The 11,956-nt window shown below is 58.6% G+C and carries 14 protein-coding genes; 6 read left to right on the plus strand and 8 right to left on the minus strand.

Features of this window, described 5'->3' with window-relative positions:
• Positions 1–146: 146 nt before the first annotated feature.
• The 7 genes from parA to phnC form a co-directional block, all read right to left on the minus strand.
• Positions 147–788 carry a ParA family partition ATPase gene (gene parA / locus RDA78_RS25265; protein WP_434052515.1) on the minus strand — a complete coding sequence of 214 codons (642 nt, stop codon included), beginning with the start codon at positions 786–788 and terminating at the stop codon, positions 147–149.
• A gap of 140 nt (positions 789–928) precedes the next feature.
• Positions 929–2,128: a lytic murein transglycosylase gene (locus RDA78_RS25270; RefSeq protein ID WP_434052516.1), complete on the minus strand. Its 1,200-nt coding sequence runs from the start codon at positions 2,126–2,128 to the stop codon at positions 929–931.
• A gap of 140 nt (positions 2,129–2,268) precedes the next feature.
• Complete coding sequence (locus RDA78_RS25275) at positions 2,269–2,793, minus strand: isochorismatase family cysteine hydrolase (RefSeq protein WP_434052517.1); 525 nt, start codon at positions 2,791–2,793, stop codon at positions 2,269–2,271.
• Between the two features lie 91 nt (positions 2,794–2,884).
• Positions 2,885–4,222 (minus strand): phosphonate ABC transporter, permease protein PhnE, encoded by a 1,338-nt coding sequence (gene phnE, locus RDA78_RS25280; RefSeq protein ID WP_434052518.1) that lies wholly within the window; start codon positions 4,220–4,222, stop codon positions 2,885–2,887.
• Between the two features lie 11 nt (positions 4,223–4,233).
• Positions 4,234–5,082: a phosphonate ABC transporter, permease protein PhnE gene (phnE, locus tag RDA78_RS25285; protein ID WP_434052519.1), complete on the minus strand. Its 849-nt coding sequence runs from the start codon at positions 5,080–5,082 to the stop codon at positions 4,234–4,236.
• 274 nt (positions 5,083–5,356) lie between these two features.
• The gene (phnD, locus tag RDA78_RS25290) at positions 5,357–6,274 is read right to left on the minus strand and encodes a phosphonate ABC transporter substrate-binding protein (protein ID WP_434052520.1); all 918 of its coding nucleotides are present in this window, start codon (positions 6,272–6,274) and stop codon (positions 5,357–5,359) included.
• 55 nt (positions 6,275–6,329) lie between these two features.
• Complete coding sequence (phnC, locus tag RDA78_RS25295) at positions 6,330–7,163, minus strand: phosphonate ABC transporter ATP-binding protein (RefSeq protein ID WP_434052521.1); 834 nt, start codon at positions 7,161–7,163, stop codon at positions 6,330–6,332.
• A 394-nt stretch (positions 7,164–7,557) separates the two neighbouring features.
• Here phnC and RDA78_RS25300 point away from each other — a divergent pair, with 394 nt between their 5' ends.
• The 6 genes from RDA78_RS25300 to RDA78_RS25325 all read left to right on the plus strand — a co-directional run bounded on the left by RDA78_RS25300 (position 7,558) and on the right by RDA78_RS25325 (position 10,863).
• Positions 7,558–8,184, plus strand: a complete 627-nt coding sequence (locus tag RDA78_RS25300; protein ID WP_434052522.1) for a DapH/DapD/GlmU-related protein — start codon at positions 7,558–7,560, stop codon at positions 8,182–8,184.
• Between the two features lie 79 nt (positions 8,185–8,263).
• A complete protein-coding gene (locus tag RDA78_RS25305) occupies positions 8,264–8,701 on the plus strand; it encodes a GFA family protein (protein WP_434052523.1) in 438 nt (145 codons plus the stop codon).
• Entirely contained in the window at positions 8,698–9,108 is a 411-nt protein-coding gene (locus RDA78_RS25310) for a VOC family protein (RefSeq protein WP_434052524.1), read from the plus strand. The genes RDA78_RS25305 and RDA78_RS25310 overlap by 4 nt, the downstream gene beginning before the upstream one ends.
• Positions 9,109–9,159: 51 nt before the next feature.
• Positions 9,160–9,732: a helix-turn-helix domain-containing protein gene (locus tag RDA78_RS25315; protein WP_434052525.1), complete on the plus strand. Its 573-nt coding sequence runs from the start codon at positions 9,160–9,162 to the stop codon at positions 9,730–9,732.
• Between the two features lie 49 nt (positions 9,733–9,781).
• Positions 9,782–10,402 carry an HD domain-containing protein gene (locus RDA78_RS25320; protein WP_434052526.1) on the plus strand — a complete coding sequence of 207 codons (621 nt, stop codon included), beginning with the start codon at positions 9,782–9,784 and terminating at the stop codon, positions 10,400–10,402.
• A gap of 95 nt (positions 10,403–10,497) precedes the next feature.
• Positions 10,498–10,863, plus strand: coding sequence for an STAS/SEC14 domain-containing protein (locus RDA78_RS25325; protein ID WP_434052527.1), 366 nt, complete (start codon positions 10,498–10,500; stop codon positions 10,861–10,863).
• Between the two features lie 298 nt (positions 10,864–11,161).
• On the opposite strand, the gene RDA78_RS25330 is transcribed toward RDA78_RS25325, so the two are convergent.
• On the minus strand, positions 11,162–11,947 hold the full coding sequence (locus RDA78_RS25330) for a class II glutamine amidotransferase (RefSeq protein ID WP_434052528.1): 786 nt from the start codon (positions 11,945–11,947) through the stop codon (positions 11,162–11,164).
• Positions 11,948–11,956 lie beyond the last annotated feature (9 nt).

Below are 11,956 nucleotides of genomic sequence, written 5' to 3' on the forward strand. Positions count from 1 at the left end.
AAGTGCCCTGTAAAAAAATTGATTGAATTGAAAACGTTGAATGAAACAAACATGCCTGTCCTCCCGGACCGAGAATTTTCTATATCAAGGCACCGGAACGTGACAAGGACAAGGCAAATTTAGTGCGCGGTGTGGGAGAAAGCTATTCAGCCGATCCGGTCGAGCAATTCGTCAATCAACGAGGCGATCTCGTTCGCCGCCTTGCTGGACGGCGCGTCTTCGGTCACCGCCACCCCCTTGCCCATCGCAGAGGCAAACACCGTTCGGTTGCCGAGGCGGGCATTCAACGTCTCATAGCCAGACTCCGCAATGGCCTCAGCCATTTCTCCCGTTAGCGAGGCGCGTGGGGGCACACGGTTCAACACCAGCAAGGCCGGTGTGCTCTCGCGGTTCGCAAGGTCGATCGTCTGGGATGTCGCCCAAAGGTCGACCGGGGTGGGCTGCACCGGGACGATGACGAAATCGGCTGCATCAATCGCGGGCTTCGCATCGGTATCCGTCTTTGGCGGCGTATCAATGACAACATAGCCGTGAGAGCGTGCCAGCGACCTGGCCTCGCGCCGTGCGCCCCAGCCGGACGCCGTGCGGAACTCAAGTCCGGTCTCGTCTTCTCCCAGGGTCTCTTCCCGCGCTTCGAACCAGGTTCCGAGCGACCCCTGCGGATCGACATCGAGGATCGCCACCGGTTCGCCTGACTGCTTGGCGAGCGCAACCGCGAGATGAGCCGCGAGCGTGGTTTTGCCGGATCCGCCCTTTTGTTGGGCAACTGTCAATATTCGGCCTGACATCACACTTCTCCAGAATGAGGCCTGCATTGTGCGACGCAAGTTTTCGCAGCGCAACAAAACAATGGTGCAATACGGAATAAATCACCAAGGATGCCTGCTCAACCCTGCGTTTTCCACTACAAGGCCGCCCGGTTCGGTGTCTATTTTCCGCCAAGAGCGCTGTAAACGTTCCACGAAGGTCTCCCGGTCACCGGCAAGCCGTATTTAGCTTCGGCCTTACGGATCCCGGCGCGGGTCAGCGGTCCGACCTTGCCGTCGGGCTCACCGACATTGAAACCGTTCCGGTTGAGAAGCTTCTGCAATTCAAGGCGCTGCGCGCGCGAAAGACCGGGATTGTCCGTCGGCCAGGGTGTCTTGAACGGCTCACCGTCGGCAACAAGTTCAGACAAGAGCGCGATCGCGAGACCATAGGACGTCGAGGCGTTGTAGGACCGCAGGGCGTTGAAATTCCGCGTCACCAGGAAAGCCGGGCCATTCGCTCCGGCAGGGCGGATCAGAGCCGCCTCGGTTTTGCCCGACATGCTGCCGCCACCGATTTTCTTGAAGCCGCGCTGGCCCCAGGTGGACAGCGAAGCGCGCTTCTTGAGGCCTGTCGGCCCCGAATACCCGGAAGGCACCGTGACCTCGTAGCCCCAGGCCCGGCTGTCTCTCCAGCCCGCATTCTTGAGGAAATTTGCGGTCGATGCCAGGGCGTCGGGAACGGAATTGACCAGATCCTTTCGGCCGTCCCCGTCGAAATCGACCGCCAAGCTGTTATAGGTGCTGGGCATGAACTGCGTCTGACCGAATGCACCCGCCCAGGAGCCCTGGAAATCGTTCACGGGCACATCGCCTCGCGAGGCAATCTGAAGTGTTTTGATGAGTTCGCCGCGGAAATATTTCTGGCGCCGCTTTCCGGCGCAGACCAGGTTGGCGAGCGCGTGGGGTGTGTAGAAATCCCCCTTGAACTGGCCGAAATCGCTCTCGATTCCCCAGACCGCCAACACGACGTGACGGTTGACGCCATACCGCTGTTCGATGGCGGAAAGTGTCTGCCGGTGTTTCCGGAGGTTTTTCTTGCCGTCCTTGATGCGCTCAGCATCCACCAGGAATGCCATGTAATCCCAGATTTCGGTCTTGTACTCCGGCTGGGACGTGGAGAACCGGATCACTTTTTCGTCGAAAGATGCTCCCTTGAGCATTCGTTCGGCAACCTCCGGCCGCACACCTGCGGAAACCGCTTCGCGCTTCAACGATGCAACGCAACTCTCTATCGCGTGGGCGCTCGGCGAACCTGCGGTCCAGATCAGACCCGACCCAAGCGCCAGGAGCGTCAGTCTTCTCAACCCAAATCTCGGCATGAGCCCCTCCAAGAGCATTGATTCCTCTGCGGGATATTTCGATTATCGCACGACGGAAATGCGGCGAAAAAGGGATGAGTTCGCACTTTACCACCGAGGGCCCGCAAATCCCGGGTCCAATTCCGCGCCGGAGAGGCCGGTTATCCGTCAAAAAAGCGCTTTCCGGAACTGTCGGCCCACACATTCGCCCGCCCGATCAGCCGCTTCAACGCGATCAGGCCGGCAGCGTGGCCTTCCTCGCCGCCGCCGCCCGAGGCGCATGCCCAAGCAAGGACGACGGGCTTGATCGAGACTTCAAACAGGGCGGTGGCCGATGTGAGCACGCAGATCTCGGTATCGATCCCGCACACATGCACTTCGGATATGCCGTTCAGATGCACCCATCTGAGCAGATCATAAGAGACCGCCGAATAGTGCGGCTTGTCGAACACGAAGGCGTTGGAGGCCGGTGTGAAGGCAAGCTCGATTTCAGCCGTGTCCGGCAGAAACCTGTTCCAGTTCAGAAATCGGCGATGCGGCGAGTTGTCGTGATTGACGAACCTCGATGCGGCAACGTGGCGATAATTTTGCTGCAGGTTCTCGACAATGCCGGGAATGTGGTCTGTCCCGGCGGCAACGAAACCCGCCTGAACATCGACGATCAGCAATCCGACATGATTCTGCATTGTGGCCGCCTCCCAATGGTGGACAGGCGACCACAGCGCTGCGAATTACGCAAGCCGTCTCATGACCGGATCCGCGGACAGGCCAGGTTGTTTATTTGCCCTCGATCAGTTTCCTGCGCAACCAGCCAGAGGCCTGATCCATCATGATGACGACCAAAATCGTCAGGATGATAATGTAGCTTGTATTTTCCCAGTCACGGGAGGTCTTCATCGTTTCGACTAGCATCAGACCGATGCCCCCTGCCCCAAGCGCCCCGATCACGGTCGCCGAGCGGGTATTGGATTCCAGATAATAAAGGACCTGGGACACAAAGACCGGCAGGATCTGCGGGATAACACCGAAACGGTAGCGCTGGATCTGGCTGGCACCCGTCGCCCGGACACCCTCCACCTGCTTGTTGTCGATGTTCTCCAACGCTTCGGAAAACAGTTTGCCGAGGGTACCGGTATCGGTGAATGCGATTGCAAGCGCTCCGGTCAACGGCCCGAGACCAAAAGCGCGAATGAATATCAGCGACCAGATCAGCATGTCGATGCCGCGGAGAAAGTCGAACAGACGGCGCATGCCGAAACGCAACAGGAGAGATGGCGTGAAGTTGCGTGCGGCCAGAAATGCCAGCGGTAAACCCACAAAAGCAGCGATGAGCGTGCCCAGAACAGCCATCATGATCGTTTCAAAGAGTGCGGTGAACACCTCGCCATGCTGCCAGTCGGGGTTTCCGAGAAAGTCGTGCATGATCAGCGACATATTGGATTGCGACGGATCTATGCGTTCATTGGAGAGCGCAATCGCCCAAAGTTGGCTGAAGGACATGCCATGCAGTTCGGACTGGAAAGAAAACCAGAAGTTTTCCCAACCACCAAAGTAGTTGTGCACTTCAATTTTCGTTTTCGTTACCTGAACACGCCGATCAAGTGTCGGACGGGCATCGAACTTTCTCGGATCGTCCTTTAACCACTCAGGAACGGGACCGGGCGGCAATTCGGTCGTCACGCCGCTGTTCGTTGCCGTGACCTTGATGGTGCCGTAGTCGGGTACGGTGAACTCCATCACCTTCCCGGTTATCGCTACTTCATATCCTTCGCCGAGATCGACAATCGCATTCGTTCCATCAACGTCCACCCAGTCGGGCAAGTCCTCCTGGCCGTAGGTGGCCCGGCGCTCCCCTTCGATGGCGACCTCCATGATGTCGCGCCGCAGAAGCTTGGTGACATGGACCTTGTAGGCGACACTGTCGGTCGCCAGAATAACCGCTCTTTCGGGCTGCGCTTTCGCGAGCAGTTCCGGCACGCCAAAGGCAAACCATGTGTAGGTCAGATATAGAACGACCGCCAGCGGGGCAGCGATGGTGAGCCAGGCCCGGCGGCGAACATTCCGGAAAACGGTGTCGCGGTCGAAGACCGGTTCTTTGAGCGTGTCGACTGCCATAACGAAATTCCTCAATGCGCCCGGCCGGAGCCGACGAGTTTGCCACGCAGGTAGGACGAGACCTGGTCAATCATCATGATGGTGCAGAACAGAAGCACGAAGATCGCCGCTGTTTCGTCTCCTGCGCCCTGACCCCAGCCGATTGTCCGGCGCAGTTCCTGCCCGATACCGCCTGCGCCTACAAAGCCTAGAATGGCAGAGGCGCGGACGTTGATTTCAAGACGCAGCAGAAAATAGCTCAGGTAATTCGGCGCGACCTGTGGCATCACGGCGTAGCGGATGCGCTGCAACCAGCTGGCACCACAGGCAGACAGGCCTTCGATCGGCTTGCGATCAATGTTTTCGTTGACTTCCGAAAAGAGTTTTCCGAGAGCACCCGCGGTGTGGACTGCAACCGCGATCATTGCCGGAACAGGGCTGGACCCGAGAACAAAAATCAGGAACAGGGCGATGATCAGCTCTGGAAATGCTCTTGTGATGTCCATAATGCGGCGGACGACAGGGATGAGAGGTCCCCAGCTGTCGACGTTGCGCGTGGAAGCCATGGCAAGCACGACTGCCATTGCACCTCCCAAAAGCGTCGCAACCGCGGCTATGTTCAAAGTCTCCAGCATCGCCGGGACAAAGTTCAATATGAGCCCGAAGAACGCCGGCCCGGCCTGCCAGGCTTCGGCGACAATTTCGCCGGGATAGTCGAAGAACTTTGAAAGCCCCTGCAGGAAACCGCCGGAGTTCATCTCGTTGGATTTCGAGAAACCGGAAAAGAGCACTGCAATGACAAGCAGCAACCCGATCAACGAGTACAGCTGGCGGCGTTTGCGCAGTAGCAGGATTTCCTGTTCAAGAGCGGCAACGGCCATGTTCTTAAGAGCCTTCTGTGAAAGATTCTGGCATGTCGGCAGCGCCGTGCTGCCCAGCGCGGTCTTTGTTCCGTCACCCCTACACCCGCTTTTGCGGACGAAGACAGCGGCAGAGATCCGGTAACCACAGGCAGGAGCGTGGTGGTTTAGAAAAACAGTCCTGTGAGCACGGGACCGCAGCCCGGGGCTTTGCTTGAAACTGTATTACAATCAAAGCCTTGGCTTCATGGAAACACGGGCCGGCAAGCGGCCCGTGTCCCGGTTCATCTGAACCTTAGTTCTTGTTCTTGGCCTTACGGGCCTCAACGATGTTCACGTAGGCTTCGTGTGTGATCGGCATGAAGCCCTTCGTCTCACCAGCTGCAATGTTGTAGGCACAGTCCGGATCGATGGAGTTCAGCGACGCGATCAGGCCGGTCATCTTGATCTTGACATCTTCCGGCAAGGTCTTGGACAGAACAATCGGGCCTTCCGGGATCACCGGAGACTGCCAGATCTGACGCAGTTCGGTCATGTCGACGAGGCCGGCGTCGGATGCCTTGCGCAGAGCTCCGGAGTTGTATCCGTCTTCCCACTCGCCAAGACCATCGGCCCAGGTGACACCTGCATCGATGTCACCATTGGAAACGGCAACGATGGTCTGTTCGTGACCGCCGGTGAAGACAACGTCGCCGAAATAGTCTCCGGCTTCCATGGAATAGCCTTCCTGCGGGATGGCGATGGACGGGATCAGATAACCGGAGGTGGAGTTCGGGTCACCGAAGCCGAAAACCTTGCCCTTCATGTCTTCCAGCGAGTTGATTTCGCTGTCGTTGCGGGCAAAACCGATGGAGTAGTAGCCATAGCCGCCGTCAACATTGACCTTAACCAGGACCGGATCAACGGCTTCCGGATCCGTCAGGTATACCTTGGCGTAGCTGGACGCACCGAGCCAGGCAAGATCGAGGTTGCCGCCGAGCAGGCCTTCGATCACGCCGTTATAGTCGGCAGGGGCGAAGAGCTTGACCGGAACGCCGAGCAGGTCAGCGGTTTTCTCTTCCAGGCACTCATAGGCGCGCAGGCGGTCGGAGGCGTTTTCACCACCGAGAATGCCGATGCGGAATTCGGTGATTTCTTCTGTGCCTGCGACCGAAGCGTTCAGGGCGATCATGCTGACAGCAGCTAGCGCAGCTACTTTAGAAACGATTTTCATTTGGGACACTCCCCGAGAGTCTGAATCCGATGACGTTTTGAGGTGCGCAGGCGGTTCAAACCGCTGCTGCCGCCGGGGTCATCGCACCGGCGGATTCCTGAGCGCCGGCGTTTCCGGCATCAATGGCAGTGGATGTGGCTGCCTCGTTGAAACTTTCGTCCGCGCCGTAGATCTCGCGGGCCGCGTGTGTGGTGAGTTCTTCCGGCTTGCCGTCGAAAACGATGAAACCGTCGCGCATCCCGATCACACGGTCGCAATAACTTCGCGCGGTATCGAGCGTATGCAGGTTGCAGATGACCACCTTGTTGTCGCGCTCGTGGATTTCGCGCAGAGCGTCCATGACGATCTTGGCGTTCATTGGATCGAGCGACGCAATCGGTTCGTCAGCGAGGATCATGTGCGGGTTTTGCATCAGCGCACGGGCAATCGCGACGCGCTGCTGCTGGCCGCCGGACAATTCCTCGGCGCGCTTAGTCGCTTCCTGGACGATGCCGAGCCGGTCGAGCGCTTCAAGTGCGTCGCCAACGTCGCTGGCACTGAAGATGTTGAAAAGGCTTTTGAGCGTGCCGTGGCCGTTCAAACGCCCCAGCATCACGTTGGTGGCGACATCGAGGCGCGGCACGAGATTGAATTGCTGGAACACCATGGCGCAGTCACGCTGCCATCGGCGCATCATGGCGCCCCTCAATCGAAGAATATCCCTGCCTTCAAACAGGATCTCGCCCGACGTTGCCGGCGTCAGCCGATTGATCATCCGCAGCAGGGTCGATTTACCCGCACCGGAGCGGCCGATGATGCCGACCATCTGCGGCTTGCCAATGTTAAAGCTGACCTTGTTAACCGCAGTCCGAGACCCGAAGGTCTTGGTTACATTCTGGAATTCAATCACCCGACAGCCCTGTCCGTTAAAATGCTTAGCGCCCGGGGGAAAGAGCCATTGGTCGATTACAGTCAGATGACAAGTTTCTGACGTTCAGGCTAAGAATTTATGTCTTTTCAATGACATGGAGGCAGTTATCGTCCACGTGATTTAGACGGGTAATGTTTTTTCTCATTGAGTTTTGGGCTGTTGGCCTATCGCGGTTACACGCGCATTACGCCTATTTTTGAGGCAATACACCTGTCCCTCATGCGCCCCAAAATCAGGCATTCCCTGTTTTCCACGGTGTTCACAGGTCAGGAGCGGCAGAACTCGTCATGACTTTGTCATCAAAACTTCACTTGCCGCAGGCCCGGCCCCGCTAGAAACACAGCCGGTAGTGATCAACTTCGACGGAGACCAGATGTCCGCGCCAACGCAAAAACCCAGCCTGACCGAATCCCCGAACATCCACCCGGAAGCCAGCGTGCTGAACTGCGAACTCGGGATCTGGACGGAAGTGGGCGCCCGCACCGAAATGCGCGAAAGCCAAATGGGCGACTATTCCTATATCGTTCAGGAAGGCGACGTGGTCTGGTCCAGCATCGGAAAATTCTGTTCCATCGCGCGTCGCGTGCGCATCAATCCGGGCAACCACGCGACCTGGCGCGCATCCCAGCACCACTTCACCTATCGCGCCGCAGCCTACGAACTCGGAGACGACGACGCCGGCTTCTTCCAGTGGCGGAAGGATGACTGGGTGACGATCGGGCACGATGTGTGGATCGGACACAATGCGACCGTGCTTGCAGGTGTCACAATCGGCACGGGGGCGATCATTGCGGCAGGTGCCGTCGTCTCGAAAGACGTTGCCCCCTACACGGTCGTCGGCGGTGTTGCTGCCAAACAGATCAAGCGGCGCTTCAGCGAAAAACAGGAGCAGGCACTGATGGATATCTGCTGGTGGGACTGGCCGCATGACCGGCTGAAGGAGCGCCTGCCGGACTTCCGCGAACTCCCCATTGACGCGTTTATTGAAAAATATCGATAAGTCTCTTTCACTTCAGCCCTATTGTGCGCCTCGCTTGCCAGTGCTTTCCTTGAAAGCGAACGCGAACGGAGGCGAACCGATGAGCACACGAACGGCGACCTGCCGGTGCGGACAGCTGCGTGCCGAGTGCAAGGGTGAGCCTGTGCGCATATCTGCATGTCACTGCCTTGAATGCCAGAAACGGACCGGGAGCGTGTTTGCCGTTCAGGCGCGGTGGCGCGATGAAAATGTCAGGCTGACCGGGGACTTCAACGAATGGCACCGTGACTGCGACAGCGGTCATGTCGCCACTTATCGTTTTTGCCCGGTTTGCGGTTCGACGCTCGCTTTCGTCATCGAGGGATGGCCTGGTGTGACCGCCATACCGGTCGGAGCGTTTGCGGACCCGGAATTTCCGCATCCCCGTTTCTCGGTTTACGAACACCGGAAGCACCCCTGGGTGGAGATCGAGATCGAAGGAATCGAGCACTCGTCCGATCCGTCCATTGCGTTCACACAAGGCGAACTCCAGAAATGAGCGGAATAGACCTCCCCGAGACCGTCGGCAACGAGGTCGGCGTTTCCGCGGGCATCAACCGAATCATCATTTACGCGCGCGACGTGGATATCAGCGCCTCGTTCTACGCGTTTTTCTTCGGTTTCAGGGTCGTAACGACGCCAACGGACCGCATCACCGAGCTGGTGCCGGCAAGCGGTGGCGCACACCTTTTGCTCCACAAGGCCGGAAAGGCGCAAAAACTGGGTCAGGTTGCCGTCAAGCTGGTCTTCGACGTTGCAGATGTTCCCGCATTTCGGGAACAGGCAGCACGGAAAGGCCTGAAATTCGGCGCTATTCACAATGCAGACGGATATGAGTTCTCCAACGCGAAGGATCCGGACGGAAACGCGTTGCAGGTCTCCAGCCGGGCATTTAAGTCAATCTGAATTCAGCGATTGCCACTCCACCTTTCCCGCAAGCCGCTGTAAACTCCGGCAATGACCAACGAAACCGCCGTTCTAGCCTCCAGCCTCGGCCCGTCTTTAAGGAGATGGCGCATCCTCAACCGGGTCAAGCAGCAGGCTTTGGCCCGGGATCTCGGCGTTTCCCAGAGCAGGATATCGCGCTGGGAGAGCGGACAGGCAGAGCCTGACGCGGTCGAGCGGCAGAAAATCACGAGACTGCTGCGCGCACGGCCCGAAACGGCGTCGGACCGCGCCCTCCTGGAGCTCGTGACGCAGGCAGCAATGCCCGTTCATCTTGTCTGCGACCTGACCCACAGGCTTCTCGCCGCTTCGCCGGCCCGCACAAAAGACTGGCGGGTTCCGGTCGCCGATCTCATCGACACCCCGCTCTGGCGCTTTGCATCGGAAGGCATACGGGTCGCCGAGGACGGTCTGGCGGACAGCGGCTGGTTCGAGCCGCTGGGTCCCGACATCGTCTACCTGACCGAGCGCGCCGAATTTTTGGAACTGACCATCCCGGAAAGCCGCATCCGCATTTCACGGCTTGCGCTGTCGGACGGACGTTTTGCGCGTCTTGTCCGAGACGAAAATGCACTTCCCGCATAAATTATTCAAACCATCGCAAGGCCCGGTGCGACCGGCTACGATGCCCGGCATGACCCAAGACGTTTCAAGACACCCTGCAGACACGATGGAGCCGCACAGGCTCGCAGGCATCCTGACATTTCTTCAGGAAGCTGAACGCCTCAAGGACACGATCCGTTCCGGCTCGACACGAAAAGGACGGCCGGAAAGCACGGCGGAACACAGCTGGCGGCTGACGCTCATGGTGTTTCTGTTCCAGAAGGAACTGGAGGGGATAGACCTTCTCAAGCTGGTGAAACTGTGCGTGGTGCACGACCTGGGTGAAGCGATATCGGGCGATATCCCGGCTCCGCTGCAACAGGACGGCGACGACCGGGAGGCACGCGAACGGCAGGACTTTCAGATCCTTTGCGCCGGACTTGCCGAAGACGTTGCAGGCGATCTTCTCGGCCTTTGGGACGAGTATGCCGCCGCCAGCACAGCCGAAGCCAGACTGGCAAAGGCGTTCGACAAGCTTGAGACAGTCCTGCAGCATCACCTGATGCCGCCGCAAAGCGCGGAATTTCATGCTTTCAACCTGACCTACGGAAGGTCCCGGACGGACGCATTCCCGCTGACGCGCCAAATCCGCGAAATCGTTGACAGCCAGACGCGCGCGCTCGTTTCGGAAGCTCAAGACAGAAACGACTGAGCGCCGCCAGGCGCTTGCCCTTGAACGGTGCAAAAGACCTGCTCTAAGCTGGCGACCGGTATTAAAGGCAAGACCCGGTTTCAAGGACGATCCAGATGTACACGATCCTCCCCCGCAGCAACGATGCCGTTCTCGGCGTCGAGATCTCCGGCAAACTCGACATTGGCCAGGAACAGGAACTGACCGCCAAAGCGGAACAACTGATCGCGGAACACGACAAGATCAGCATCCTCGTGCTGCTCGGAGACCAGCCAAGCGTTTCATTCGAGGCAGCGATGTCCGATATCAAGTGGATACTGACGCACATGCGCCACTTGCGGAAAGTCGCCATCGTTGCCGACAGCAAGCTGCTCGCCGCGCTTGTCGCCGTCGATTCGCTGTTTGCCAAAGCGGTCGGCATCGAGGAGATGCACTATTCCACGGATGAGATCGAAACGGCCTGGCACTGGATTGAAAGCTAGCGTGGTTGCACCGATGAACCGCGTGGCATGGCTTCATCCACTGCTTTCCGGTTTGACCCGAAATGGATCTGGTGTGGCGATCACCAGTTAATGATCTTGTCATTCCGGCTGAAGCGCAGCGGAAGGCCGGAACCCAGTAACCTCTTGTTTCTACAACACTTTCAAGCTACTAGCCACACGGAGTACTGGTTCGCGGTCTTTCCGCGGTCACGGCAAACCGGGATGAAAACCGAACTTCGTCATTTTCCAACAACATAGATCAAATTGCATTTTCCGAACCGGACAACAGCGGGCTTCATCAGTCCGCCAGTTGTTCCTCGCTCAAAAATGCGACCTGCCGAACGCGGCCCTCCTTCACCTCGATCATGTGTCCCTGAGGGACTTCAACCCAGCGGCTGGGCGCTTCGTCGAGCGGCTCTGAAACCACCATGACCCCGTCATCGAACTGCCGGTAGTAGAGCGTCGGCGGCAAGTTGTCGGACGCGTAGCGGGCGGCATAGAGTGTGGTTCCGTCCGACCAGGCGGAGGCAAACCGCATATGGGGTTTTTCCCCGGCGTAGCGGGACAGCGCTTCGGCCTCGTGAACCACGCGTGCCATGGCGGCGCGCGGGTGCTGACGCAGTCCATAGGCAAGTGCGATCAGAAACAGGCACTCGCTGTCCGTCCCGCCCATGCGGTGCCGGTAAAGGTCATCCGGGATCATGTTGTCGAGGCGCCGCCTGACCTTTTCATAACCGCCAACCTGGCCGTTGTGCATGAACGCCCAGCGTTGATGGGTGAAGGGGTGACAGTTGTCGCGGGTCGTCGCCGTGCCCGTGGAGGCGCGCACATGCGCCAGAAAGTGTCCCGAGCGGATGTGGCGTGCGATCTGAAGGAGGTTCGGATCAGACCAGGCAGGGCGCACGTCCTTGTACAGACAGGGTGTTTCCCGGTCGCCATACCAGGCAACGCCGAAACCGTCCGCGTTGACGGCGGTCTTGCACGACAGCGCATTGCGGCTCTGATCGATCAGCGAGTGGGCAGGGTCGCAAATGACCTCTTCCAGATATCGCGGTGCACCACTCCAGGCTGCCCATCGGCACATCTTGTCTCA

It is taken from the genome of Roseibium sp., from assembly GCF_051016195.1.
In the GTDB taxonomy this organism is placed as follows: domain Bacteria; phylum Pseudomonadota; class Alphaproteobacteria; order Rhizobiales; family Stappiaceae; genus Roseibium.

Excerpts from the sequence above, each read along its gene's own strand:
- RDA78_RS25320 (WP_434052526.1), top strand. The coding sequence starts at position 9,782 with ATGACCCAAGACGTTTCAAGACACCCTGCAGACACGATGGAGCCGCAC.
- RDA78_RS25310 (WP_434052524.1), top strand. The coding sequence starts at position 8,698 with ATGAGCGGAATAGACCTCCCCGAGACCGTCGGCAACGAGGTCGGCGTT.
- phnD (WP_434052520.1), bottom strand. The coding sequence starts at position 6,274 with ATGAAAATCGTTTCTAAAGTAGCTGCGCTAGCTGCTGTCAGCATGATC.
- RDA78_RS25325 (WP_434052527.1), top strand. The coding sequence starts at position 10,498 with ATGTACACGATCCTCCCCCGCAGCAACGATGCCGTTCTCGGCGTCGAG.
- parA (WP_434052515.1), bottom strand. The coding sequence starts at position 788 with ATGTCAGGCCGAATATTGACAGTTGCCCAACAAAAGGGCGGATCCGGC.
- phnE (WP_434052519.1), bottom strand. The coding sequence starts at position 5,082 with ATGGCCGTTGCCGCTCTTGAACAGGAAATCCTGCTACTGCGCAAACGC.
- RDA78_RS25275 (WP_434052517.1), bottom strand. The coding sequence starts at position 2,793 with ATGCAGAATCATGTCGGATTGCTGATCGTCGATGTTCAGGCGGGTTTC.
- RDA78_RS25315 (WP_434052525.1), top strand. The coding sequence starts at position 9,160 with ATGACCAACGAAACCGCCGTTCTAGCCTCCAGCCTCGGCCCGTCTTTA.
- RDA78_RS25330 (WP_434052528.1), bottom strand. The coding sequence starts at position 11,947 with ATGTGCCGATGGGCAGCCTGGAGTGGTGCACCGCGATATCTGGAAGAG.
- RDA78_RS25270 (WP_434052516.1), bottom strand. The coding sequence starts at position 2,128 with ATGCCGAGATTTGGGTTGAGAAGACTGACGCTCCTGGCGCTTGGGTCG.
- RDA78_RS25300 (WP_434052522.1), top strand. The coding sequence starts at position 7,558 with ATGTCCGCGCCAACGCAAAAACCCAGCCTGACCGAATCCCCGAACATC.
- phnE (WP_434052518.1), bottom strand. The coding sequence starts at position 4,222 with ATGGCAGTCGACACGCTCAAAGAACCGGTCTTCGACCGCGACACCGTT.
- RDA78_RS25305 (WP_434052523.1), top strand. The coding sequence starts at position 8,264 with ATGAGCACACGAACGGCGACCTGCCGGTGCGGACAGCTGCGTGCCGAG.